At 39.1% G+C, this 24,204-nt stretch carries 26 protein-coding genes; 23 read left to right on the forward strand and 3 right to left on the reverse strand.

The genetic code is table 11. From position 1 onward, the window contains the following. The first annotated feature begins 53 nt into the window (after positions 1-53). The 8 genes from LY28_RS10525 to LY28_RS10560 all read left to right on the forward strand — a co-directional run bounded on the left by LY28_RS10525 (position 54) and on the right by LY28_RS10560 (position 5,936). A complete protein-coding gene (locus LY28_RS10525) occupies positions 54-1,343 on the forward strand; it encodes a replication-associated recombination protein A (protein ID WP_110462145.1) in 1,290 nt (429 codons plus the stop codon). A 69-nt stretch (positions 1,344-1,412) separates the two neighbouring features. Then, positions 1,413-1,616 (forward strand): hypothetical protein, encoded by a 204-nt coding sequence (locus LY28_RS10530; RefSeq protein WP_110462146.1) that lies wholly within the window; start codon positions 1,413-1,415, stop codon positions 1,614-1,616. A 119-nt stretch (positions 1,617-1,735) separates the two neighbouring features. After that, positions 1,736-2,011, forward strand: a complete 276-nt coding sequence (locus LY28_RS10535; protein WP_110462147.1) for a YkuS family protein — start codon at positions 1,736-1,738, stop codon at positions 2,009-2,011. Positions 2,012-2,200: 189 nt separating this feature from the next. Continuing rightward, on the forward strand, positions 2,201-2,638 hold the full coding sequence (locus LY28_RS10540; RefSeq protein WP_110462148.1) for an RrF2 family transcriptional regulator: 438 nt from the start codon (positions 2,201-2,203) through the stop codon (positions 2,636-2,638). Positions 2,639-2,772: 134 nt separating this feature from the next. Next, the gene (gene nifS / locus LY28_RS10545; RefSeq protein WP_110462149.1) at positions 2,773-3,960 is read left to right on the forward strand and encodes a cysteine desulfurase NifS; all 1,188 of its coding nucleotides are present in this window, start codon (positions 2,773-2,775) and stop codon (positions 3,958-3,960) included. A gap of 105 nt (positions 3,961-4,065) precedes the next feature. Then, positions 4,066-4,521, forward strand: coding sequence for a Fe-S cluster assembly scaffold protein NifU (gene nifU / locus LY28_RS10550; RefSeq protein ID WP_110462150.1), 456 nt, complete (start codon positions 4,066-4,068; stop codon positions 4,519-4,521). A gap of 38 nt (positions 4,522-4,559) precedes the next feature. Beyond that, the gene (gene mnmA, locus LY28_RS10555) at positions 4,560-5,639 is read left to right on the forward strand and encodes a tRNA 2-thiouridine(34) synthase MnmA (protein WP_110462151.1); all 1,080 of its coding nucleotides are present in this window, start codon (positions 4,560-4,562) and stop codon (positions 5,637-5,639) included. Between the two features lie 108 nt (positions 5,640-5,747). Further along, entirely contained in the window at positions 5,748-5,936 is a 189-nt protein-coding gene (locus LY28_RS10560; RefSeq protein ID WP_110462152.1) for an asparagine synthase, read from the forward strand. Positions 5,937-6,003: 67 nt separating this feature from the next. Here the strand turns inward: LY28_RS10560 and LY28_RS10565 are convergent, their stop codons facing one another. After that, positions 6,004-6,801, reverse strand: coding sequence for a histidinol-phosphatase HisJ family protein (locus LY28_RS10565; RefSeq protein ID WP_110462153.1), 798 nt, complete (start codon positions 6,799-6,801; stop codon positions 6,004-6,006). Between the two features lie 279 nt (positions 6,802-7,080). Here LY28_RS10565 and LY28_RS10570 point away from each other — a divergent pair, with 279 nt between their 5' ends. The 9 genes from LY28_RS10570 to LY28_RS10610 all read left to right on the forward strand — a co-directional run bounded on the left by LY28_RS10570 (position 7,081) and on the right by LY28_RS10610 (position 15,925). Further along, positions 7,081-8,514: an aminopeptidase gene (locus LY28_RS10570; RefSeq protein ID WP_110462154.1), complete on the forward strand. Its 1,434-nt coding sequence runs from the start codon at positions 7,081-7,083 to the stop codon at positions 8,512-8,514. A 63-nt stretch (positions 8,515-8,577) separates the two neighbouring features. After that, positions 8,578-9,435 (forward strand): TIM barrel protein, encoded by an 858-nt coding sequence (locus tag LY28_RS10575; RefSeq protein WP_110462155.1) that lies wholly within the window; start codon positions 8,578-8,580, stop codon positions 9,433-9,435. A 41-nt stretch (positions 9,436-9,476) separates the two neighbouring features. Then, positions 9,477-9,941 (forward strand): type II 3-dehydroquinate dehydratase, encoded by a 465-nt coding sequence (gene aroQ, locus LY28_RS10580; RefSeq protein WP_110462156.1) that lies wholly within the window; start codon positions 9,477-9,479, stop codon positions 9,939-9,941. Between the two features lie 37 nt (positions 9,942-9,978). Continuing rightward, a complete protein-coding gene (locus tag LY28_RS10585) occupies positions 9,979-11,064 on the forward strand; it encodes a M24 family metallopeptidase (protein WP_110462157.1) in 1,086 nt (361 codons plus the stop codon). 200 nt (positions 11,065-11,264) lie between these two features. Further along, positions 11,265-11,828, forward strand: coding sequence for an elongation factor P (gene efp / locus LY28_RS10590; RefSeq protein WP_110462158.1), 564 nt, complete (start codon positions 11,265-11,267; stop codon positions 11,826-11,828). A gap of 37 nt (positions 11,829-11,865) precedes the next feature. Next, complete coding sequence (locus LY28_RS10595; RefSeq protein WP_110462159.1) at positions 11,866-12,291, forward strand: CD1247 N-terminal domain-containing protein; 426 nt, start codon at positions 11,866-11,868, stop codon at positions 12,289-12,291. 234 nt (positions 12,292-12,525) lie between these two features. Next, positions 12,526-14,457 (forward strand): sensor histidine kinase, encoded by a 1,932-nt coding sequence (locus LY28_RS10600; RefSeq protein ID WP_110462160.1) that lies wholly within the window; start codon positions 12,526-12,528, stop codon positions 14,455-14,457. Continuing rightward, positions 14,435-15,193, forward strand: a complete 759-nt coding sequence (locus LY28_RS10605; RefSeq protein ID WP_110462161.1) for a LytR/AlgR family response regulator transcription factor — start codon at positions 14,435-14,437, stop codon at positions 15,191-15,193. The genes LY28_RS10600 and LY28_RS10605 overlap by 23 nt, the downstream gene beginning before the upstream one ends. A 60-nt stretch (positions 15,194-15,253) precedes the next feature. Beyond that, a complete protein-coding gene (locus LY28_RS10610; RefSeq protein WP_133250189.1) occupies positions 15,254-15,925 on the forward strand; it encodes a hypothetical protein in 672 nt (223 codons plus the stop codon). 117 nt (positions 15,926-16,042) lie between these two features. On the opposite strand, the gene LY28_RS10615 is transcribed toward LY28_RS10610, so the two are convergent. Beyond that, positions 16,043-16,555 carry a hypothetical protein gene (locus LY28_RS10615; RefSeq protein WP_110462163.1) on the reverse strand — a complete coding sequence of 171 codons (513 nt, stop codon included), beginning with the start codon at positions 16,553-16,555 and terminating at the stop codon, positions 16,043-16,045. Between the two features lie 172 nt (positions 16,556-16,727). Continuing rightward, the gene (locus tag LY28_RS10620) at positions 16,728-17,762 is read right to left on the reverse strand and encodes a cysteine peptidase family C39 domain-containing protein (RefSeq protein WP_110462164.1); all 1,035 of its coding nucleotides are present in this window, start codon (positions 17,760-17,762) and stop codon (positions 16,728-16,730) included. A 328-nt stretch (positions 17,763-18,090) separates the two neighbouring features. On the opposite strand from LY28_RS10620, the gene LY28_RS10625 reads away from it, so the two are divergent. From LY28_RS10625 to LY28_RS10650, 6 genes are all read left to right on the forward strand, one after another. Next, positions 18,091-18,489: a GntR family transcriptional regulator gene (locus LY28_RS10625; RefSeq protein ID WP_110462165.1), complete on the forward strand. Its 399-nt coding sequence runs from the start codon at positions 18,091-18,093 to the stop codon at positions 18,487-18,489. Continuing rightward, positions 18,467-19,165, forward strand: coding sequence for an ABC transporter ATP-binding protein (locus tag LY28_RS10630; RefSeq protein ID WP_110462166.1), 699 nt, complete (start codon positions 18,467-18,469; stop codon positions 19,163-19,165). The genes LY28_RS10625 and LY28_RS10630 overlap by 23 nt, the downstream gene beginning before the upstream one ends. Then, positions 19,159-19,977 (forward strand): ABC transporter permease, encoded by an 819-nt coding sequence (locus tag LY28_RS10635; RefSeq protein ID WP_110462167.1) that lies wholly within the window; start codon positions 19,159-19,161, stop codon positions 19,975-19,977. The genes LY28_RS10630 and LY28_RS10635 overlap by 7 nt, the downstream gene beginning before the upstream one ends. Positions 19,978-20,535: 558 nt before the next feature. Continuing rightward, entirely contained in the window at positions 20,536-21,234 is a 699-nt protein-coding gene (locus tag LY28_RS10640) for an ABC transporter ATP-binding protein (RefSeq protein WP_110462168.1), read from the forward strand. Between the two features lie 4 nt (positions 21,235-21,238). Continuing rightward, a complete protein-coding gene (locus LY28_RS10645) occupies positions 21,239-23,500 on the forward strand; it encodes an ABC transporter permease (protein WP_165835547.1) in 2,262 nt (753 codons plus the stop codon). A 31-nt stretch (positions 23,501-23,531) separates the two neighbouring features. Next, on the forward strand, positions 23,532-23,924 hold the full coding sequence (locus tag LY28_RS10650; RefSeq protein WP_110462170.1) for an HD-GYP domain-containing protein: 393 nt from the start codon (positions 23,532-23,534) through the stop codon (positions 23,922-23,924). The last annotated feature ends 280 nt before the right edge of the window (positions 23,925-24,204 follow it).

Raw genomic sequence — 24,204 nt, forward strand, 5'->3', positions numbered from 1 at the left:
TTCCGCAGTTTGCGTTCATAATTTTTTGTGCGGTACTTGGAGTGGAGGATAGCTTGAGAGAAAAGATACAACCATTGGCATATAGGATGTCTCCCAGAACGATTGAAGAATTTGTGGGACAGGAGCATATAATAGGCAAGGATAAAATGCTATACAGAATGATAAAGGCAGACAGGATAACATCAATTATTCTTTACGGACCTCCGGGTACCGGTAAAACTTCCCTTGCCAGAATAATTGCCAATACCACCGAGTCCAGTTTTGAAAAGCTGAATGCGGTCACATCAGGTGTTGCTGACATAAAAAGGATTGCTGCCGATACCAATAATGCTATGCTGAATCCGAAAGGGAGAACGGTTCTGTTCATTGATGAGATTCACCGCTTTAATAAATCTCAGCAGGATGCACTTTTGCCGTTCGTAGAGGACGGAACAATTGTTTTAATAGGTGCGACAACAGAAAATCCGTTTTTTGAGGTAAACAAGGCACTGATATCAAGGTCAACTGTATTTATGCTGAAGCCTCTTGAAAAAAAAGATATAAAAAAGCTTATATTGAATGCCGTCAAGGATAAGGAAAGAGGTCTCGGCTCCTACAGCATAAATATTTCTGAGGATGCTGCAGATTATTTATGCGAGGTATGCTCCGGAGATGCCAGAACTGCGCTCAATTCTGTTGAACTGGCTGTTCTTACCTCTGAGCTTGATGAAAACGGAATTATAGATATTAATCTTCATACAATTGAGGAATGTGTGCAAAAGAAGGCCATCCGGTTTGATAAAAACGGAGAAGAGCATTATGATAATATCAGTGCGTTTATAAAATCAATGCGGGGCAGTAATCCGGATGCTGCGGTGTTTTACCTTGCAAGAGCTTTATATGCAGGCGAGGATGCTGAGTTTCTGGCAAGAAGAATTATAATTTGTGCGTCTGAAGATGTGGGAATGGCTAATCCCACTGCATTGCAGGTGGCAGTTTCTGCGGCTCAGGCAGTTAAAATGATTGGAATGCCCGAAGCAAGGATAATACTGGCTCATGCGGCGGTAACTGTTGCCTGCAGTCCAAAATCAAATTCTGCATACGCAGCCATAAACAAGGCATTATCAGATGTTGAAACGAGAAATACCGGAAGTGTCCCGATGCACCTAAGGAATGCGCCTGCAAAGGGCATGGAACAGCTTGGCTACGGTAAGGGTTATAAATATGCACATGATTATGAAAACAATATAGTAAAGCAGGAGTTTTTTCCTGAGGAAATGCTGGGTACACTTTATTATAAGCCTACTGCAAACGGATATGAGGCAAAGATTAAGACTTGGCTTGAAAATTGGAGAGCAACTTGATTTTGATTTCTTATACGCTTACCTTAATATTATTTTATGCCTGAAACAGGCGCGGAGGTTGATTTAAAAATGGCGAAGAGAGTTTTTGCATGGATTTTATTAGTTGGGTTTTTGCTCTTGATTGTGAATATAATGACTGTACAATATTTATTAGGACCAAGCGTTATGGTATACATAGCAGTGGTTGTTTTATTTGTGTTTAAAAACAAGCCGTTGCCGGGCAGAAACAAAGAATCGGAAAAAGCCGGACAGTCTGACAGAGAAAATACCTGAGAAACCCTTAAAGATTTTTGAGGACTAAAATACCGTATGGAGAGCCGATAATTCGGAATAATTATCATATCTCTGCAAATAATATCCCATTATGATATTAAAAAACAGAGGTGGAGAAAATGATAGTTGCAGTTCAATCAAATCATATTGCGAGGCAGCTTAAACAAAAGGGATATACTGTTGTTGACCTATATACTTATACTAAGCCTATAGATGCGGTAGTTTATGAAGGAGCAAATTTTGATTTTTCAACGATAACCGAGGAAAATACAGGTGCTTGTATGGGTACAGACAGTAAATCAACCTATGGCGTATTTATTGTTTGCTCAAATGGAAAAAGCATTGAAGAGATTGATTACATGCTCCGGACAAGATGCTACAGCTCTTTTATATAAAAGAGGCTTTTATCATGCCTGTATCTTTTTTAAGAAATGTTGTTTATCTTATGGTTATACATCAGTTAAAGCATAAGGATATATAATTCAGATATTATATTTGTATATATTGATGCTTGCAATCTAAAAAAAAATATGATACTATCTAATTAAATCATAGTAAACTGATTGGAATTAAGGTGATTAAAATTGAAGGTGTCAACAAAAGGCAGATATGGGCTTAAGGCTGTTGTCGATTTGGCTGTTAAATATGACGAGGGACAAATATCCTTAAAGAGCATTGCACAGAGGCAGGGTATTTCAGAAAATTATCTGGAGCAGCTTTTTGCTTCATTGAAAAAATCCGGATTAGTAAAAAGCGTCAGAGGTGCTCAAGGCGGTTATATGCTTTCAAAGCCGGCAGACAGGATAACTGTCGGAGATGTTTTGAGATCGCTTGAAGGAGCACTTTGTCCTGTTGAATGTATCGATTTGGATTTTCCCTCGGAATGTGAAAAAGTTGATACGTGTGTTACCGCACCGGTATGGATTAAGCTTAGAGACAAGATTAATGAGGTTGTTGATTCAATTACAATTTATGACTTAGTGAAGGATTATGAAAATAAAATGAAAGCAGACTCCACATAATCTGTTTCTTATGATAATGAAAAGGGTATAGTAACACAGGTGTTATAACTTGGCTTTAAACAGTAGTTGATGTATAAAATAACCGATAAACGAAGCGGGCCGATAAAAGGCATAGCTTAAAAGGAGTGTTTGTTATGGTAGACAGAATTATTTACTTGGATCATGCTGCAACAACATATGTTAAACCTGAAGTTTTTGACGCTATGAAGCCATATTTCTCTGAACATTTTGGCAATGCGTCTTCAATATATAGCATAGGTCGCGAAAGCAAGAAAGCAGTTGAAGAAGCGCGGGAGAAGGTAGCAAGGGCTATAGGTGCTCAGCCGCGGGAGATATACTTTACAGGATCGGGAAGCGAGGCTGATAACTGGGCGCTTAAAGGTGTTGCCGCTGCTTACAAGCAAAAGGGAAAGCATATCATCACATCTAAAATAGAGCATCCGGCTGTACTGAATACCTGCAAGTATCTTGAAAAAGAGGGGTTTGAGGTTACATACCTGCCGGTTGACGGAGATGGTCTTGTATCCTTGGAGGATGTCAGAAATGCAATTAAGGAGAATACCATTCTTATCAGCATAATGTTCGCAAACAATGAAATAGGAACTATTCAGCCGATAAATGAAATAGGTGCTATTGCCCGTGAAAAGGGTGTGTTGTTTCATACTGATGCGGTACAGGCTGTAGGTAATGTGGCTATAGATGTTGAAGAGCTGAATGTAGATTTATTGTCACTGTCCGGTCATAAGTTTTACGGCCCTAAAGGTGTAGGTGCACTGTATGTCAGAAAGGGTGTCAAGATTTCCTCTTTGATTCATGGAGGACAGCAGGAGAGAGGAAAGAGGGCAAGCACTGAAAATATTCCGAGTATTGTCGGCTTGGGCAGGGCGATTGAGCTGGCAACAGAAAATATGGAGGAGTATAACAAAAGAATTACAGAATTAAGAGAAAAGACCATTGAAGGGCTTATGGCAAAGGTTCCGTATATTAAGCTGAACGGACACAGAACTAAAAGACTTCCGGGAAATGTAAATATTTCTTTTCAGTTTATTGAGGGAGAATCCCTGCTGCTAATGCTGGATATGAAAGGTGTATGCGGTTCAAGCGGTTCCGCGTGTTCCTCGGGCTCGCTGGATCCGTCACATGTATTGCTGGCTATAGGCCTTACCCACGAAATTGCCCATGGTTCGTTAAGACTGAGCTTTGGAGATGATAATACATTAGAGGATGTAGAGTACCTGCTGAAAGAAATTCCGAATATTGTTTCAAGGCTGAGAGATATGTCACCTCTTTATGAGGCGGTTAAAAACAAGCAGAAGCAATAAAGGGATAAGCGGTTAAGAAGTAAGGTATGTTAAGAAGGACGGGCTGGAAACAGTCCGGTAATCACTTAGGGTTGAAAATTTTTAAAATAGAAATGAGGTATGTATATGTATAGTGAAAAGGTTATGGATCATTTTACTAATCCAAGAAATGTGGGAGAAATCGAAGATGCAAATGGTATAGGACAAGTCGGAAATGCTAAATGCGGCGATATTATGAAGATGTATTTAAAAATAGAGGATAATATAGTAGTTGATGCAAAATTTAAAACCTTTGGCTGCGGTGCCGCTGTTGCAACAAGCAGTATGGCAACTGAGCTTGTAATCGGAAAGACTGTTGAAGAGGCCATGAAGGTAACAAACAAGGCTGTTGCTGAAGCGCTTGACGGTTTGCCTCCTCAGAAGATGCACTGCTCAAATCTTGCAGAGGAAGCAATAGCTGCTGCCTTGGAGGACTACAGAAGAAAAAATGGCGAAGCACCAAATGAAGCTATTGACTGCACAGGCTGCTGCTGCGGCTGCGGACACAGCCACGGATTCGAAGAGGATTCGGAAGAGGAATAAAGCTTTGGAACTATGATTTATAAATCGGGAGAAAGTCAATGGGTTCAAAAAAAGTAATGTTAGGTATGAGCGGCGGCGTAGACAGTTCTGTAGCTGCCGCCATTTTATTGCAGCAGGGCTACGAGGTTATAGGCGTAACACTTCAGATTTGGCAGGATATGAACGAGGAAATGCAGAAATCTGAAGGAGGGTGCTGCTCTTTATCAGCGGTGGATGATGCCAGAAGAGTTGCAAACAGGTTGGGAATACCCTATTATGTGCTCAATTTTAAGGATATCTTTAATAAAACCGTTATAGAATATTTTAAGGAAGAGTATTTCAGGGGGCGTACACCAAATCCTTGCATTGCCTGCAACAGACATGTAAAATGGCAGGCTATGCTGGACAAGGCGGTATCAATGGGAATAGACTATATTGCAACAGGGCATTATGCCAAGGTTTTGTATAATACCGAATCAGGAAGATATATACTCAAAAAATCCGTTACTGACAGGAAGGATCAGACATATGCGCTTTACAACTTAACTCAGGAGCAGTTGAGCAGAACTGTAATGCCGGTAGGTGATTATCCGAAGGAGCAGATAAGGGAAATGGCAAGGGAAATGGGACTGTCTGTGGCATCAAAGCCGGATAGTCAGGAGATTTGCTTTGTTCATGACAATGACTATGGAAGGTTTCTTGCTGAAAGCTGCGGCAAAAAGATAGTTCCCGGAAAATTTGTTGATACAAGAGGTAATATTTTAGGTGAGCACAGAGGAATTGTCCATTATACTGTGGGACAGAGGAAGGGTCTTGGAATTGCTTTCGGCAAGCCTATGTTTGTAGTTGGTCTGGATGCGGATACAAATACGGTTGTCTTAGGGGATGACAGTGAGGTGTTTTCCAATGAACTGACCGCGGCAGATCTGAATTTTATTTCTGTAGACAAACCGGCTGACGGAATGAGAGTAGGTGCAAAGGTCAGATATTCTGCAAAGGAATCGCCGGCTACCATACATGTTTTGAATGATGACAGAGTCAGGGTTGTATTTGATGAACCTCAAAGAGCTATTACTCCGGGACAGGCTGTTGTTTTTTATGACGGAGATGCTGTTGTGGGCGGAGGAACCATAGATTGATTCCCAGCCTTGAGGGTGGGTTTAAATTTGCTTTTGACCTAGGGATATTTTTGCTGGAGTTGTACACAATAATACAGATTTTATTTCTAAATTAAAGGAGGGAGTCTTATGCGAAAAGGGATAATACCTGCTGTTTTGGGTACTGCGGTTACGGCAACCGGTGTGGCTATGCGAGGCTATGACATGAAAAAGCATGGTATGACCAAGCGTGATTTGAAAGTCGGTATCGGTGCTTGTATGCTTGGAGTCGGATTGGCACATGTAGTATTAGGTTCCATTGACTTGATTCAGGAGTAAGTCGCAAAATTATGCAGGGGTTCTGTATTTTTGAACCCCCTGCATATCATGGAGATTTGAATCTCTGTTACAGCTTTTCAAATACCGGTTTTCTTCCTTCAAAGTGTGCCGCATACCTGAAACCGATTTCTTTTAAATATTCGGCCGCTTCTTTAAAGCAGGAGGCAATATGTTCTGTACGATGTGCATCTGAACCGATGGTTACTGTTTCACCGCCTAATTCAAAATATCTGTGTAAAATATCCCGACCGGGTATGGAGGATTGCAAATCAGTTCTCAAACCGGAGGTATTCAGCTCTATTCCTTTGCCCTTTTCGATTACGGCTTTCAATATCTGGTCCAAAAGCTCGGGATAATTACTGTACCTTAAGGGCTTATCCTCAAAATCCCCGTATCTTGCCACATACCCTATATGGCCGATAATATCGTAATTATCGTATGCGCTTACGGAATACAGGATTTCCAGAAGATACCGTTCATAAGCCTGACGCTGGTTTTTTCCCATAAAGAATTGCCCTGTGTAAGGGTCAAGATGGTCAATTATATGAACGGAATTAATAATAAAATCAAATGGATATTTACCGAGTGTCTTGTTGATTTCATTGACTACGTGCGGCTGATAACCCATTTCAACCCCTATGCGGATATCCAGCTTGTTTTTCCAGCTATCACGGAGCTCTGTGAAAAAACTAAAATACTGATCCAAGTTTATTAGGAAATTTTCATCAAAATCCGGGTAATCATAATCTACATGGTCAGTGAAAACTAAACCGGATAAGCCGGCTTCAACGGCTTTTCGGCAGGCAGAATCAGCTTTCATGTCTGAATCTCCGGAAAAATTTGAATGAATATGGCTATCATGCATTGTTTCTTTCTCCTTTGAAAAGTATAATTATATTAAAATTAAATATCATAATAGATATTGAATTATTTTGCTTTCTTGCTTTTTGAGCAAAATATGCTTTGAAAATTCAGCAATACTATATAAAAACATTAATATTTATAGTAATAGTATCAATATTTGAATATTTAGTCAAAATTTAATTATGAAATTTAAGCTATTATAATTAATAGCTCAGCTTTTCCGGTTGAAGGCTGGGTTGGTAATTTAGATATTAAATAAAGGTAAAAGAGAGGAAAAAAGATGAGTGAAAAAAAGTCACAGGCAGAGGTGCTTAAAGAAAAATTGTCCTACGAGGTTAAAAATGCTTGGGAGCAATGTGATGAAGTCCAGATAAAAAAGGCATTTGATTTGTGTGAAGGCTATAAGGAATATCTGGATAAAGGGAAAACTGAAAGAGAGTTTTCGGCATTAGTTGAAAGAAAATTAAGAAAAGCCGGTTATCAGAATTTGCAGGAATTACTGAATAAAGGAAAGAAATTAAAGAAAGGAGACAAGGTTTACCATGTAAATAAGAAAAAGTCCGTTGCTTTTGCAATAATCGGGGAAAAGCCTTTGTCAGAAGGAATAAACATGGTGGGGGCTCATATTGACTCTCCAAGAATCGATATAAAGCAGAATCCCCTTTATGAGGATTCGGGGCTTGTATTGATGAAAACTCACTATTACGGAGGAATAAAAAAATATCAGTGGGTTACTATTCCGTTTTCATTACACGGAGTTGTTGTAAAGACAGACGGAACAAGTATAGATATATGTATTGGAGAGGATGACGGAGACCCTGTGTTTACAATCACCGATTTACTTCCTCATCTCGCTCAGCAGCAGATGCAGAAAAAAGCAACAGAGGTTATAAGCGGCGAGGATATGAATCTTTTGCTTGGGTCACAGCCGTATAACGATAAGAAAGTAAAGGATAAAATCAAATTAAATATTTTAAAAATTTTAAATGATAAATATGGTATTGTGGAGGAGGACTTTCTTTCAGCTGAGCTTGAAGCAGTGCCGAACTTCAAGGCCAGAGATATAGGTCTGGACAGAAGCATGATTGGTGCTTACGGGCAGGACGACAGAGTATGCTCATTTACCTGTGTAAAGGCTATGCTTGACATACAGCTTTCGGGGAAAACAGCATTGTGTATTCTTACAGACAAGGAAGAGGTCGGAAGTATGGGAAATACAGGAGCTCAGTCAAATTTTCTGAAGAGCTTTATTTCCAAAATAATATATTTGACAAATGAGAGCTACTCTGATGTTCTGATTAATATTTGCCTTGAAAATTCAAGTATGCTTTCAGCTGATGTAAATTCAGGAGTCGATCCAAGCTATGCTGATGTTAATGACAAGATGAATGCCTCCTTTATGGGAAATGGTGTTGTAGTACAGAAATACACCGGTTCAAGAGGAAAGTATGATGCCAGTGATGCAAATGCAGAATATATGGGTACCATAAGAAGGCTGTTTAATGAAAAAAATATTGTCTGGCAGACAGCAGAGCTTGGAAAGGTGGATCAGGGAGGCGGAGGAACAATAGCACAGCATGTTGCAAACCTTGGCGTTGATGTGCTTGACTGCGGAGTACCAATACTGTCAATGCACTCTCCGATGGAGGTAACAAGTAAAATTGACGTTTATATGTGCTACAGTGCTATGAAGGCTTTTCTTGAAAGCAAATAAACATAAGCATAAGCTTGAATAAGGAAATAATTGAAAAAGACCGGCATAATAAGGAGCAGATAGATGATAAGATTCGGACCGTCAGGAAATTCGGACAGCTTTTATGAACAGGGCTTTAAAAGCTCGCTGCAAATGCCTGCATGGCTTGCTGCCATGGGGCTCAATGCATATGAATACTCATGCACGAAGGGCGTAAATATTAGCGAAAAAACTGCTGGGGCAATCGGGAAAGAGGCTGAAAGAAACGGCATATTTTTAAGCATTCATGCTCCTTATTATATAAGCATGGCAAGTGAGGAGCCGGATAAAAGGGAGAAATCCAAAAGATATATTTTAGATACACTTACGGCAGCAAAATGGATGAATGCAAAACGTGTAGTTGTACATTGCGGTTCATACAGCAAGGTGGATAAAGGCTGGGCAATTGCAACTGCAAAGCAGGTTCTTAAAGAAACTATTGAGCTGGCGGATGCAGCAGGCTTGGGGAATATTATTGTTTGCCCCGAGGTGCTGGGAAAGCAGAATCAAATTGGAACACTTGAGGAAATACTGGATTTGTGCCTGATTGATGAAAGAATCATTCCCACAATAGATTTTGGGCATATACATGCGAGAGGTCTTGGAAGTCTTACCTCTGAACAGGCTTTTGAAAGTATTATTGATACAATTGAAAAATATATCGGAGCTGCAAGAACAAAGCAGCTCCACTGTCATTTCAGCAGAATAGAATATACAAAGGGCGGAGAAAAAAAACACTGGAATTTTGAGGATAAGCAGTTTGGCCCGGATTTTGAGCAATTGGCTCCGGTGCTTGTAAGGAAAAGAATAGAACCTGTCATAATCTGTGAATCCAGAGGCAAAATGGCCGAGGATGCACTTGAAATGAAAAGAATTTATGAGAGCATAAAGAACGGACTGTAATATAAAATGCAGATATGCAGGAAAGGGCCAAGGTGGCATGTATGAATAAGATTTTGGTAATAAACGGCCCCAATTTGAATCTTCTGGGGATCAGAGAAAAAAATATTTATGGGAGCGAATCACTTCTTGATATAGCGAAAGCGGTTGAAGTTACATCTGAAGCACTTGGGCTGGAAACAGATTTTGTACAATCCAACCACGAGGGAGAAATCATTGATAAGCTGCAGGCCGCCAGAGGTGAGTACGATGTTGTTATAATTAATGCTGCGGCTTACACCCATTACAGCATAGCAATAAGAGATGCAATAAAGGCAGTTGAAATTCCCTCAATAGAAATACACCTGTCAAATATACATAGCAGAGAAGAATTCAGACATACATCTGTTATAGCACCGGTTTGCGTCGGTCAGATATGCGGCTTCGGCAAAATGAGCTATATTCTTGCCTTGCATGCAGCGGCTGATTTGCAAAAAAGAAAACAGGATTCAGGTAATACTGTGTGTTAGCTGTTATACATTAAATCAAATTATAGGAGGCAGGAAAATGTTTAATGTAAAAAATCTTTCGAACCGCTTGAATACATTCAGAAGCAAAATGAAGGATTTAAAAATCGATGGTGCTATTGTAACAAAAATCGAAAACTATATGTACCTGTCGGGTTTTACAGGTACCTCCGCGAACCTGTTGATTACCGGTAAAAAAGCATATTTATTGACAGACTTCAGATATATTGAGCAGTCTTCAAAGCAGGCGCCATTATTTGAAATAGTTCAGCATAAGCCTGATATAATTGATACAATTAATGAGATAGTGAAGTCAGAGGGCATAATCAAGCTGGGCTTTGAGGAGCTTAACGTAAGCTTTGCCCAGTACCGGCAATACACAGACAAAATTAATGGCGTGGAATTCCATGGTATGGGAAGCCTTATAGATGACTTGAGAATTATAAAGGATGAGCAGGAAATAGAAATAATCAGCAAAGCAGTTGAGATAGCAGATGCGGCCTTTACTCATGTCCTGTCTGTGATAAGACCGGGAATAACAGAGCTGGATGTGGCAGCTGAGCTTGAATACAAAATGAAGAAGCTGGGAGCCTCGGGTGCATCCTTTGAAACAATTGTAGCCTCCGGTCTCAGATCTTCAATGCCTCACGGGACAGCATCAGGGAAAAGGCTGGAGCCGGGTGATGCAATAACAATGGATTTTGGTGCAATGTACAACCATTATTGTTCTGACATGACCAGAACAGTATTCTTAGGTCAGCCGGAAAAAGAAATGAAAGATATATACAGTATAGTGTTAAATGCACAGCTGACATCGGAAAAGGGTGCAAAGAGAGGCCGAACGGGAAGTGAGGTTGATAAAATAGCCAGAGACATAATTTATGGAAACGGCTATGAAGGAAAATTCGGACATGGATTAGGTCACGGGGTAGGCTTGGAAATCCATGAAAGCCCAAGGCTTTCAACAGGCGGCGGCAGAAGGCTGGAAAACAACATGACGGTTACAATTGAGCCCGGAATATATGTTGAAGGACTGGGAGGCGTAAGGATAGAAGATACTATAATTATTAAGGACGATAGCCCTGTAGTATTGACAAAGTCTCCAAAAGAATTGATAATATTATAGTTATGTGGCAATAATTGCATGAGTATTGGTTTGTTTTAATAGGAAACATAAAAAAATATGAAAAAACGTATAATATTGAAAATTTTCCTTGCCTTAAAGACAAATATAATTTAATATAAACTAAGATGCAGCTAATGCAAAATGGTTTTTTTATGCAATTAATTAAGACATTGAATGTATATTTATTACGGAGGTATAGTATGATAGTAGCTGGTGATTTTAAAAATGGTGTAACGTTTGAGTATGATAATAACATATTTCAAGTAGTGGAATTCCAACACGTTAAGCCTGGTAAAGGAGCAGCTTTTGTAAGATGTAAGCTCAAGAACATTGTTACTGGAGCTACAGTTGAAAGAACTTTTAATCCGACTGACAAAATGCCGAAGGCTCATATTGATAGAAAAGATATGCAGTACCTGTACAAGGATGAGGATCTCTATTATTTCATGGATGTTCAGTCATATGAACAGATTCCAATAAATAAGGAAACAATCGGAGACACACTTGCTCTTGTAAAGGAAAATGAAATAGTCAGAATTCTTTCACACAAGGGAAATGTTTTCGGCATCGAGCCGCCTACATTTGTTGAGCTGGAAGTTACCGAGACTGATCCGGGCTTCAAGGGAGATACAACCACAGGAGCAACAAAGCCTGCGACTGTTGAAACAGGCTATGTTATAAAGGTTCCGTTATTTGTAAATATCGGAGATGTAATCAGAATTGATACAAGAACAAATGATTACATGGAAAGAGTAACAAAATAATAAAATACCAATTAATTGGTAACGAGGAGGTAGGATTATGAGCTATATTAGCGAAAGAGTAGCTTTCATCAAGGGTTTGGCAGAGGGAATGAAAATAGATGATTCAACAAATGAGGGCAAGCTGTTGAATGCTATTGTTGACGTTTTGGACGATATTGCTCTTGCCATCGAGGATATTGAAGAAATTCAGGATGAAGTCAGCGAACAGGTTGATGGTATTGACGAGGATCTTGCCGAACTTGAAAAGGTAGTATATGATCAGGATGATGAGCTGGAATTTGAAGAAATTGAATGCCCATACTGCAGTGAAGTAATTGAAGTGGATTTAGACATGATTGATGAAGACGCTGAAACGATAGAGTGCCCTCATTGCCACGAAAAGATTGAGCTGGAATGGGATTGTGACTGTGATGATGATTGCGGCTGCGGCTGTGATTGTGAACACGATCATGCTGACGAGTAATTTTTAAAATTTCTATACCTTAAAAAGCTGTTGACATTTATTTGTCAGCAGTTTTTTTATTAAACAAATTTACAATGCCTGGAACAAATGATAAAATGTAAATATATAGAATTAAATTAAATTATATGTAGAATAATATTTTAAATGGTAAGTCAGTTATTATCGGCTAAGAGCTGATATCATTGACCTTATAAATAAAATTTTACGTTTATATGCTTACAGGGAGATATTATATTGTTTTCTGAATCAGACAAAGAGTATTCCTTTGCTGGAATGGGGAAAAGGCTTGTAGATATTGTTATAATTGCATTTGTTATGTTTGCCTCAGCCGCAGTTTTTTTGTTTTTTGGATATCAGAATTCAGAGCCTGAAAAGCAGCCTCAGGCGGTTAACGGAATAATAGATTTATCAGCCTGGGACTTTAAAAGATATGGACCGGTAAAGCTTGACGGTCAATGGGAATTATATTGGAATAAGCTTCTGAATCCTGACCGATTAGGAAAAGGGAGTCCTTATGGGAAGCCTCTTTTTGTTCAGGTGCCCGGATTATGGAAAAATATAAAAACCGTTGATAATATAAAAAATGAAGGCTTTGCTACATACAGGCTATTGGTCAGGACAGGCGGCATACACGAAAGTATGGCAATAAATATTAAGTTTTTGATATCCTCCTGCAGAATATGGATTGGGGACAGGGTTGTCTATGAGGCAGGACATACAGGGACAAATGCCGGTGATTTCAGAGGTGGCTTCAATCCTCAAATAATAGATATCCAGCCGGACAATAAGGATTTTTACGTTACTGTACAGATTTCAAACTATGGATATGCCAATGGCGGCTTTGCGGCAAATATTGAGCTTGGAGATACAATAATGCTGGTCAGCCGGAAGAATATCCGCTCCTTCGGAGATATGTTTCTTTTTGGCTGTATCATGATTATGGCGCTCTATCATTTGACCCTGTTTATCCTTAGAAAAAAAGAGATATATACTTTGTACTTTGGCATAATGTGCCTGCTTATTTCAGTCAGAACACTTCTGATGGGCGAAATGCTTCTCTATAATTTTATGCCGGATATACCGCTTTATTTCTTACTAAAGGTATCAGGAGTAATTTTCCCTTTAATATTACCCTGTTTTGTTATGTTTACACATTCGTTTTTCCCCGAGGACACACCGGTGTGGTTTGTAAGAGTATCTCAGGCAACCGGACTGCTGTTTACGCTAATTACAATGGTTTTGCAAAATGATGCAAGGCACTTTTTCCTCTTTCCCTTTCAGGTATGCAGTATACTTGTAGTAATTCTGTTGCTTGCTATACTCACAAAAGCTTCATATATGAGAAGAGACGGAGCCTTGGTTTTTTTAATTGCAACAGCAGCAATAACCCTTATAATCTTAAACGATATTTTTAACGGCTACGGCATTCTGAAAACCGGATATTACATCCCCTTGGGCCAGCTGCTATTCATTTTTGTACAATCCTTTATGCTTTTCAGAAAGCTTGTAAGTCAGGAGGAATTGATTCTAAAGTCAGAATTGAGGATGCTTCAGGCGCAGATTAAGCCTCATTTTCTGTTTAATGCGCTAAATACAATAATTAGCGTAAGCAGAACCTCCTCCGAAAAAGCAGTAGAACTTCTTCTGTACCTGAGTGACTATCTCAGATGCGGGTTCAGCTTTAAAAATGATGAGGAATTTGTGGATTTTGAAACAGAAATGCTTCACGTAAAATCATATCTGGAAATTGAAAAGGCACGCTTTTCGGATAAATTAAAGGTAATAATTGATGTCGGAAGTGATATAGCTTGTAAGGTGCCTGCGTGTATTATTCAGCCTATTGTGGAAAATGCAGTCCTGCATGGCATACTGCCACGTAAAGCCGGAGGTACGGTTAAGCTTTCTGCTAAACAAAGAGACAATATGCTTTTCATATCAGTAGAAGATGACGGAGTTGGGATGACAGAAGAAAAATTGAATTCAATACTGGGTGAAGCACAAAAGAGCTCCGGCATAGGTCTGAAAAATGTAAAAAACCGTATTCAAAAAATTTACAAACGGAAAATAGAAATTCAAAGCACTGAAGAAAAAGGAACTGTTGTCAGGATAACGCTTCCATTAGGCAGAAGGAGGGCTGAAGGGCGTGAGAGCAATACTTGTAGATGATGAAAAGGCGGCTCTGGATAATCTTTGCTTCTATCTTTCAAAGTTTGAGGATATTAAAATAAAAGGAATGTATCAGGATCCGGCCGAAGCATTGCCGCGGATTGTCAAGGAAAAGCCGGATGTGGTTTTTCTTGATATTTCAATGCCTGAAATGAGCGGTATGCAGGCAGCCGCAGAAATATTAAAGCTTGAAGAGGGGATAAAAATTGTTTTTGCTACGGCATACGATGAATATGCTATAAAGGCTTTTGAACTCAATGCCATTGATTACCTCCTGAAGCCGTTTTCCCAGCAAAGGATTGAATTGGCAGTGAACAGGGTAAAGAAGCTGCTTTCGGAACAGAACAAAGATAATTTTATCAGGGAAAGGCAAGTGATACAGTTTGAAGCAAGCAAGAAGGAGCTTATTAAGATTCCTTTATGGAAAAATGACAGGATTTTTTTATGTGCTCCGCCTGATATATGCTATATCTCCTCTGAAGAAGGAGGTGTTAATATTTATACAATCAGCGGAGGGGTCTACAGAAGTAAGGATACCTTGAGCTATTTTGAAAGGATGCTGGACAGCAGAAGATTTTTCAGATGCCATAAAAGCTTTATCATAAATATGATGAAAATTAATGAGGTCATACCATGGTTTAACAATACATATGTATTGAAAATGGAAGGCTCCGAGGAAGAGGTTCCTGTAAGCAGAAATTATATAAAGGGGTTTAAAAGCCTTTTTGATTTATAATTTATTTTGGCCTTAAAATTTTTAAAAAGGGGTGTTAAAGAATTGAACGGATATGTAAGTTTGATTAAGTTTTGTAATTTTGCTTTAAAGATGCGTCCGTCTTTTATCGGGAATACCGAGAAAATTGAAAAGGTGGAGGTGGTAATTTGTACAGAAGAACCGGATAAGGATATCAGCTTTACCTTGTCTGATAAAATCCAGAATATCGCCGTTCCTAAGGAGGGAGAGCCAAAAACCGTAACAGGCAAGATGTATCTTGATTTGAGCAGGGAAAAAATAATTTTTGAAGGGCTTTACAGGATAGGGGAGGATAGAAACACTTTCTGGCTTGAGATTGATCCCGACTCAAGCTGTTTGATAAAGCAGACTGAAAGCAGTATTGACCCGTTTCCGAGTACTATGCCTTTTGGCTGTGAGGACTATCCTCTATCGATAGGTGCGGTAGCCTTTAACATATCCTCTGCCGCTCCGGATGCTGCGATCAGGAACGGAAAACCGCAGGCGGTTGCAAGGCTGAAGGGACTGACAGGTGAGATGTATCTGCATACAATACTGAGTGAAAACAACAGGGAAATCAGAGGTATCAATACATGCGTAGGAGGGGAGAAATCCGGCTTTGTCGGAAATGTAGGCCTTTTCCGAAACAAGGCATTTATTGATGGGGAAGTGCTTGAAGAGGGCGTAAGCAATTGCTATATTTATACTGAATTGGGAGAGAGCTTTCTTGATTGATAAGTATTCAAGCACATACAGCCAGTTTGGAAACCTGACAAAGCCTATAACAATGAATATATTGAGCTTTTCATTGTTATAGGCTTGTACTTATGTAAACCTGTGTAGGACAGTGCCTTATTCTACAGGCTTGAACCCGCCCGGATAAGCACTTCCGTCAGGTGACATCGCGGAGGAGCTTGAGGGATTTGTTACTACAAAGTCCTTTGTAACTCCGTTAACCACCAATCTTATTACTTCATAGCATATAAATACGCTGTTGATATCATAGTCATTGCCTTGAATCATAAAGGATAGATCGTAGTTCAGATTTACTTTATGCGAGTCTTCAAAGGTTTTTTTCAATTCATCATGTGACTTGTCTTGTCTGTAGGAAACAAACCAATAGTTGGCAGACTCACTTTCCTTGAGATTGTATACCTCATAAACGGCTTTGTAATCATAAGCCTCAAGTGTTCCCTTAATTGTTCCCTTAACCCATGTTCCGGAGCCATGGACAGTAAGACCGAAATTATTGACGGCTTTGTTTCCCTGATAGCATTCAATTTTGTCATGCTCACCTGAGTCCAGCAAGATTGCATCTACGGTTTTATCCACCGGCACTATCAACTTTAATCTTTGTACAAACATAATCAATTCCTCCTGATATTAAAAATTTTGAGTTCATCAATGATTACATTATACAAAGCTATTGAAAAGCTGAGTGCTTTTTGGAGTAAGATGCAATAAATTAACAATGAAATGCAAAAAAAGAGGTGTGAAGTGCAAATATTGTAACCGGTGTATAAGTTTTACAGCGTTATTATAATTTTGCGGATGCTTTTTTGATAAGATAGGTTATTGCTTTTACTTCTAAGGCTTCCATTATATTAATATTATCAATTATTTTATCTATAAGTTTTTTATCTTTTGTAACTGTAAATTTAATAAGAAGGTTGCGATTACTCCGGCTTATATTTTTAATATTTGAATAATCCTCTATCATAGAATCATTAAAAGCGATCATACCTGTATTTGCTAAATATTTGAGCAGTTCACACATCATTACCTTGTGATCAAAAACAACATGTAATGACCTGAAATCATAGTTATTATTATATATTACCTCTGATAATTTTTCTTTCAATAAGCCGTAGTTTTTAATGCCAAATACATATTCTCCTCTTTTTATCGGTTCCGATTCATATTGGGCAATAAAAACATTTTCATTCTCTGCCACGTTATTTTGCGAATATAAAAAGTTCTTTAAAGAATTAACTAAAAAATAATTACTGAATTTATAATCGGATTTGCAAAAGGCTATTTCAGTACACAAAAACAGTTCTGATTCTAACATATTAGTTATTGAGCTTTCAATGCAATCAAAGGATTCGGTTTCAAACGCATATTTGTAATTATGGAGAAAGTCTGCTATAAAGAATACTTTAAGGGTTCTGTCATAGCCGTAAATCAGCATTTCGTGAGCTGCATGCATTTTTTTATAGCGCATTGAGCATTTAATATAGTATTGGTCATAAAATATAGTAACATATTTGCCTGCGTTAATCTTTGATATTATAAACTCAGTTATATCGGAAGAAAAAAAACTTTTATCAAAATAGCTTAGCTTAAAATAAGGACATGCTTTTTTTATCGACCAGGAGTGGAATCTCAGCATTGCATAGTTATTATAATGAGAGGGTTCCTCCCCCCACAGGTTAATATAATTATTAAATATCCATTCTTCCGTTGACGGGTAGCTATAAAGTATCGCCAGCATATGTGCATCTGCCGTGTAAGATGTTATAACCGGATATTTTACCGGCAATACAACTTTTTCTGCGTTTTCATCATTCACACAAATCTCCTCCATTATAATAATCCGTAAGCTTCAAGCTTAATTTTAAGCCGGCTTTTTGCAGTTTGATTTGAATTTGCCTTTTGACTGAGGGCATCTGCGAACTTACAAGCTTTTTCATTCATATTATAGCATAATTTATATATAAAAACAGTACGTCATAGCTTATTTTTACGGCAGTCCTATTATTTTTATTGACAAAATATTGCGGTAGCTGTATTATTGTATTAAGAAACTAATACAATAATACAGCTATTTAAAGCCGATTCATACAGGATATGCACACTAAACGAAAGAAATAATAAAAACAGGCAACGGAGGTGATTTAATGCCGAAGGATTTTTCATCCAATGCTCCTATATATGTTCAGATAATGAACGAGGTAAAGCTAAAAATAGTTTCGGGAGGCTGGGAGCCGGGGCAGAGACTGCAATCGGTCCGGGAGCTTGCGGTTGAATTTTCCGTAAATCCCAACACAATGCAAAGAGCCTTGTCTGAGCTGGAGCGGGACGGATTGCTTTACACTGAAAGAACGGCAGGCAGATATGTGTCACAGGATAAAACAAAGATTTCAAAGGCCAGGGACGAAATGGCGGAGGAATATACGGACAGCTATTACAATTCAATGATAAGGCTCGGTTACGGCAAGGAGGATATTGTAGGAATCGTATCCGGCAAATCGGGAATAAAAAGGAGGAAGGAAAATGAGCAGGTTAATAGAGATTAACTCATTACAGAAAAGGTACGGTGCAAAGACAGTGCTTGAAAACATATCACTTTCGTTCGAAAGCGGTACAATAGCAGGAATACTGGGACCTAACGGAAGCGGCAAAACATCAATAATGAAGATATTGGCAGGAATCATTAAGGACTATGATGGGGAGGTTCTGATTGACGGAAGTGCTCCGAATGAATACACGAAGTCGATAGTGTCCTATTTGCCTGAAAAGACCTATCTGGCAGAAGGCAATAAGGCAAAGTATGCACTTGATTTCTTTGAGGATTTTTATACCGATTTTGACAGAAGCAAAGCGGAAGAAATGTTCAGACAGTTCAAGCTGGATCCCGAGCAGAAGATAAAAAGCATGTCAAAGGGAATGCAGGAAAAGGTTCAGCTGATTCTTGTAATGTCAAGAAAAACCAAGGTATATCTGCTGGATGAGCCGCTGGGAGGGCTTGATCCCGCATCAAGAAAAGCAATGCTGGACATTATTCTGAACAATTACTCGGAGGATGCGGTTGTACTGCTTTCAACCCATTTGATAAGCGATGTTGAAAGAATATTTGACAGGATTATTATGGTGGGAGACAAAAAAATAATAGTAGACGACAGCGTGGATAACATACGCCAATCCACGGGCAAGTCTGTAGAAGAACTTTTTGAGGAGGTATTCAAATGCTGACAAAATTATTAAAATATGAGTTCAGAGATACTGCACGTACAATACCGTTTTTATATCTTATTACCTTGTTCTTTGCGGCGATAGCCTTTATCGCAGGAAGATTGAAGATCAGCTTTATTACGGCCACATCATCAGTTTTTCTTATCATTGCCGGTGTCTCCGTATTTATTGTTACCTTTGCTCTCGTTGCTATAAGGTTCTATCGTAATTTATATTCAAATGAAGGCTATCTTATGTTTACATTGCCTGTAAAACCGCATGAGCTCCTGATTTCTAAGGTTATTGCAGGCTTCTGCTGGATTACGGCAAGTCTGGCGGTTTTTGCAGGAGCATTATTCGAGGCTATGCACCGGCTGGGTTTTGGTTTGAATGAGCTGGCTGAAATCAGAAACGAGCTGGCAAAAGCAGGTCTGGAGAATGCAATATACCTTATAATTCCGGCAGTTCTTTTTTCAATACTGTTCTTTATAAGCCAGATATATTTTGCGATTACAGTGGCAAATATGCCGTGTTTTCGTGGGATTGGCGTTGCAGCCAGCTTTATAGCCTTTATTGTAACGTATGTGGCGCTGAAAATTGTTGAAACAGCCGCCGCAATATTTATTCCTCTTTCAGTTAATATTAATCTTATAGGGAGGAAGGCTTCAATTACCACAGATAGCATGTTCGGCTACTTATTGGCTTCAATACAGGGAAATGAGCCGGTAAACATAACGGTGGGGATTGGGGGGTATTTAATTGATATTATAATAGTATGTGTGCTGCTGTACGTGACCGGGCGCCTGATGAACAGGAAGGTGTCTCTGAGATGAAAAGTAAAAATAATATAATTCAGCTTTCGCATTTTAAGTGAACTATTAAGCTGTGAAGGCTGATTATATTATTTTAGGTAGAAGTATTCAAGCCAATTACGGTTCAAGCCTTTGCGACGATATATCGTCTTTTGGCACAAAGAACCGCTTGGATTCAATTATTCAGCTGCTTTGGGCAAAATTGCATTGACACGATATCAAAAGAGTGGTAATCTAATTATAGTTAGTTTGAACTAACTTGTCTTTTTAAAAGTATGCCGGAATTGACAAGCCGGTTGAATAAAAGCTCTGTCAGGAGTCTTTCCTTCCGGGAAGGAAGGTTATAGTAAGTAAGAGCAGCAGACGGAATGCTTTGATATAAATGTTGATTGCAATTGCTATCGTCTGGATGTCATCGGCCGGTAGCTTGGGTTTGAAGCCTCCTGAAACAAGAACCTTTTAAAAGCAAGGGCTTAAGGCAGTATTTGCCTGAAAAACGATACATATTGTTCGATATTCTATAGTGTGAGGTTTCAGCCGTAAATTGACTTTATGAGTCAGCTGATCGGAGGGATTAAAATGTACCTTGAAATTAGAAATTTAAAAAAATATTATGGCGAAGGTGAAAGCCGTACGGAGGTATTAAAGGGTATTAGCTGTTCTATAGGTAAAGGACAGATTTGTGTGCTCCTCGGCCCTTCCGGTTCGGGTAAGTCAACCTTGCTTAATATGATAGGCGGCATAGAAAAAATTGACGAGGGAGAAATAATTGTTGACGGCAAGCCTCTTGCCAATCTTGAAAAGCGTGAGCTGTCACGTTACAGACGTAATGAGCTTGGCTTTGTATTTCAATTTTATAATCTTGTGCCGAATTTAACAGTAAAAGAAAATATTGAGGTTTGTGAATATCTGAGCAAGTCGCCGCTGCCGATAGATGAGCTTATAAAGACACTGGGGCTGTGGGAGCACAAGGATAAGTTCCCAAATCAGCTTTCAGGCGGTCAGCAGCAAAGATGTGCAATAGGAAGGGCTCTTGTGAAAAATCCGGGTATTTTGCTTTGTGATGAACCAACCGGAGCTCTTGATTATAAAACCTCAAAGGAAATACTGGAGCTTATAGAAACAGTAAATAAGAAGTTCAATACTACAATTATTATTGTAACCCATAATGATGCGATAAAAAACATGGCACATAAGGTTATGAAGCTGCATGACGGCATGATTAAGAAGGAGTACATAAATGAATCCTTGGTGTCAGCCGGAGATTTGGAGTGGTAGCTATATGAGAAATCCGTTAAACAAGCGTCTTAATCGTGAACTGAAACACAATTTTGGAAGATATACCGCAATAGCACTCATGCTTATAGTGACAATAGCCTTGGTTTCCGGCTTTTTAGTTGTTGCTGACGGGGTAAGGACAGCTTTTGAAGACAACCGTACAAGCTGCAAGGTGGAGGATGGACTGTTCAGCTCCTATTATCCTGTATCTGAGGCTGCTTTGGAGAAAGCAGAAAGGCTTGGGCTGTCGGTTTATGAGAATTATTATATTGATGCGGATGTTCTGAAAAATGCAACCTTGCGTATATATAAGGAAAGAGAGAATATTAATCTTGTTACGGTAATGGAGGGAAGACTTCCGGCAGAAGGAAAGGAAGTTGCTCTGGAGCGTTTGTTTGCAGAAACCAACGGACTGGAGATTGGAGATGATATTTCAATAGGAAATACAAAAATGAAGATTACGGGATTTATTTCCTTGCCCGACTATTCATCGCTGTTTAAGAAAAATACCGATATAATGATGGATACCTTTTATTTCGGTGTGGCTGTAGTTACGAATGAGACTTTTGCTTCTTTTTCAGAAAACGGATTGATTTATAATTACTCATATTACTTTGACAAGAGGGATTTATCTGACAAGGAAAAGAGGGATTTGTCGGAGGAGCTGTCAAAAACGCTTGTTTTAAACGGTGTGCAGCTGACAAACTTCTGTACTGCCGAAAAGAATCAAAGTATTTCTTTTGTTGAGGAGGATATGGGCTCGGATATACCGATGATTAAGGTGTTTTTCTACATAATATTGGGTATCATGGCTTTTGTCTTTGCAATTGTAATTAACAGCACTATAGAGGAAGAGGCTGCTGTTATAGGAACGCTTCTTGCGTCAGGGTATACAAAGGGCGAGCTTATATTTCACTATATTTCATTACCGGTCTGGATTACATTTATCAGCGGTGCTGCAGGGAATCTGATTGGCTATACGGTAATGCCCGATATATTTAAGGGCCTGTATTACGGCAGTTACAGCCTGCCTCCCATGAAAGTGGCCTTTAATGCAGAAGCTTTTTTGCTTACAACGGTACTTCCGATTGCTGTTATGGTTGTGATAAATCTTTTTGCATTAAACAGTAGGCTTTCTATTTCACCGTTGAGATTTCTGCGACGTGATTTAAAAAAGCACAGCGGAAAAAGAGCGGGAAGACTGCCTGATATCTCATTTATAAGCCGTTTCAGGCTTAGAATTATATTTCAGAATAAGGGCAGCTATATAACCTTGTTTTTTGGAATGCTGTTTGCCAGCTTTATATTGATGTTCGGGCTTTGCATGACGCCTATGATTACCCATTATATGGATGAAATAAAGGCGAGTGCCGTGTCTGAAAATCAATACATACTGAAATTGCCTGTAGAGCTTGAAAATAAAGAGGATTCTGAAAAATTTACCCTTTATCCCCTTGAGACATATTACAGACTTGCCGGCAAGGATATAGAGGTGTCCGTTTACGGAATCAGTGAGAACAGCAGCTATTTTAAAGGCTTGGATTTCGCTGCGGATGAAGGCGGTGTTTATTTTTCAGACGGGCTGGCAAAAAAAACGGGTGCGGAGATTGGCGAGGTTGTTTCCTTTACAGACCCGTATTCACAAGAGAAATATGAGCTTAAGGTGGTAGGTACATATGATTATGCCGCCGGACTTGCGGTATTTATGGAAAATACAAGGCTTAACAACCTTCTTGATTTAGGAAATGACTATTTTAACGGATATTTTTCAAACAAAGGTCTTAATATTGATGAAAAATATCTTGCGGCTGCAATTAACTCAAAGGATTTGGTCAAAGCAGGAGACCAGATGCTTTCGTCCTTTGGTCAGATGGCACCGATATTCACTATTGCGGCAATTTTGATATATATGGCACTTATGTATATATTGACAAAAATCGTTATTGACAGAAATGCGGTCAATATATCATTTATGAAGGTTTTCGGCTATGAGGACAAGGAGATACGCAAGCTATATCTGAATGCCACAACAATAACTGTTATAGCCTCGCTTATACTTACTCTGCCTCTGGTTTACGCAGGTATAAAAGAAAGCTTTGTAATTGTGCTTATGAAGATCAGCGGTTATTTGGATATATATATTCCTCTGTATTTGTATTTGATAATTGTTGCGGCTGGAATTCTTTCCTATTTTGTGATAAACTTTTTCCATATCAGGAGAGTCAATAAAATTGAAATGTCTCTCGCATTAAAGGATAAAGAATGACAATTTATTTTGACAGAAGAAGAGGAATACTATGAGAGATTTTCAGCAGAGTTCATTGCTTATGTACCATGATCTTATAGCAGGAATAATAGCGGCGATGGAAGCCAGAGATGCATATACGGCAAGTCACTCCATGCGTGTAAGTGATATGACAGAGAGAATTTGCGGGTTGCTGGATTTAAGTAAAGAGCAGACAGAGAATTTCCATATTGCGGCGCATGTCCATGATATAGGAAAGATAGGTATTGAGGATTCAATACTGCGTAAAAACGGGTCGTTGGATGAAGCACAATGGCTTTCAATAAAGCAGCATCCAATAATAGGCTATAATATATTAGAAAAGGTGAGCAGCTTCAGAGAAATTGCGGCGCGACTTGTTAGTCAGCAACCACTATCCTATAGGATTAAGCCCTATAGGCGTTAGACCGTGTAGTGTTAAAATGGCTGGACAAAGTAATTTGTCTAACTGTAACTTCGATAGGTGGAATGATGGAGTAACGCCCCGAAACGCCTACCCTGATACTCCGATTGGCGTTGCAAGATAGTAATTGCAGGGTCAAAAGCTCGGTGAAGTCGACTGAATGCACTCGCTATATCGACAACGGTAAAATGTAAATGTATCGTTATGGCAAAAGCAAGCCAGAGGTGGCTGTGGGTGTTAGGTCGGGGGTCTACAAAATATCTATGGTGAGAATGAATGAAAA

Origin of the sequence: Ruminiclostridium sufflavum DSM 19573 (assembly GCF_003208175.1) — a bacterium.
In the GTDB taxonomy this organism is placed as follows: domain Bacteria; phylum Bacillota; class Clostridia; order Acetivibrionales; family DSM-1351; genus Ruminiclostridium; species Ruminiclostridium sufflavum.

Coding starts and splice junctions, on each gene's coding strand:
- LY28_RS10560 (WP_110462152.1), top strand. CDS start 5,748: ATGCGAAAAGGGATAATACCTGCTGTTTTGGGTACTGCGGTTACGGCA.
- LY28_RS10650 (WP_110462170.1), top strand. CDS start 23,532: ATGAGAGATTTTCAGCAGAGTTCATTGCTTATGTACCATGATCTTATA.
- efp (WP_110462158.1), top strand. CDS start 11,265: ATGATAGTAGCTGGTGATTTTAAAAATGGTGTAACGTTTGAGTATGAT.
- LY28_RS10625 (WP_110462165.1), top strand. CDS start 18,091: ATGCCGAAGGATTTTTCATCCAATGCTCCTATATATGTTCAGATAATG.
- LY28_RS10530 (WP_110462146.1), top strand. CDS start 1,413: ATGGCGAAGAGAGTTTTTGCATGGATTTTATTAGTTGGGTTTTTGCTC.
- LY28_RS10595 (WP_110462159.1), top strand. CDS start 11,866: ATGAGCTATATTAGCGAAAGAGTAGCTTTCATCAAGGGTTTGGCAGAG.
- mnmA (WP_110462151.1), top strand. CDS start 4,560: ATGGGTTCAAAAAAAGTAATGTTAGGTATGAGCGGCGGCGTAGACAGT.
- LY28_RS10640 (WP_110462168.1), top strand. CDS start 20,536: ATGTACCTTGAAATTAGAAATTTAAAAAAATATTATGGCGAAGGTGAA.
- LY28_RS10645 (WP_165835547.1), top strand. CDS start 21,239: ATGAGAAATCCGTTAAACAAGCGTCTTAATCGTGAACTGAAACACAAT.
- LY28_RS10615 (WP_110462163.1), bottom strand. CDS start 16,555: ATGTTTGTACAAAGATTAAAGTTGATAGTGCCGGTGGATAAAACCGTA.
- LY28_RS10570 (WP_110462154.1), top strand. CDS start 7,081: ATGAGTGAAAAAAAGTCACAGGCAGAGGTGCTTAAAGAAAAATTGTCC.
- LY28_RS10585 (WP_110462157.1), top strand. CDS start 9,979: ATGTTTAATGTAAAAAATCTTTCGAACCGCTTGAATACATTCAGAAGC.
- nifU (WP_110462150.1), top strand. CDS start 4,066: ATGTATAGTGAAAAGGTTATGGATCATTTTACTAATCCAAGAAATGTG.
- LY28_RS10635 (WP_110462167.1), top strand. CDS start 19,159: ATGCTGACAAAATTATTAAAATATGAGTTCAGAGATACTGCACGTACA.
- aroQ (WP_110462156.1), top strand. CDS start 9,477: ATGAATAAGATTTTGGTAATAAACGGCCCCAATTTGAATCTTCTGGGG.
- LY28_RS10630 (WP_110462166.1), top strand. CDS start 18,467: ATGAGCAGGTTAATAGAGATTAACTCATTACAGAAAAGGTACGGTGCA.
- LY28_RS10575 (WP_110462155.1), top strand. CDS start 8,578: ATGATAAGATTCGGACCGTCAGGAAATTCGGACAGCTTTTATGAACAG.
- LY28_RS10535 (WP_110462147.1), top strand. CDS start 1,736: ATGATAGTTGCAGTTCAATCAAATCATATTGCGAGGCAGCTTAAACAA.
- LY28_RS10565 (WP_110462153.1), bottom strand. CDS start 6,801: ATGCATGATAGCCATATTCATTCAAATTTTTCCGGAGATTCAGACATG.
- nifS (WP_110462149.1), top strand. CDS start 2,773: ATGGTAGACAGAATTATTTACTTGGATCATGCTGCAACAACATATGTT.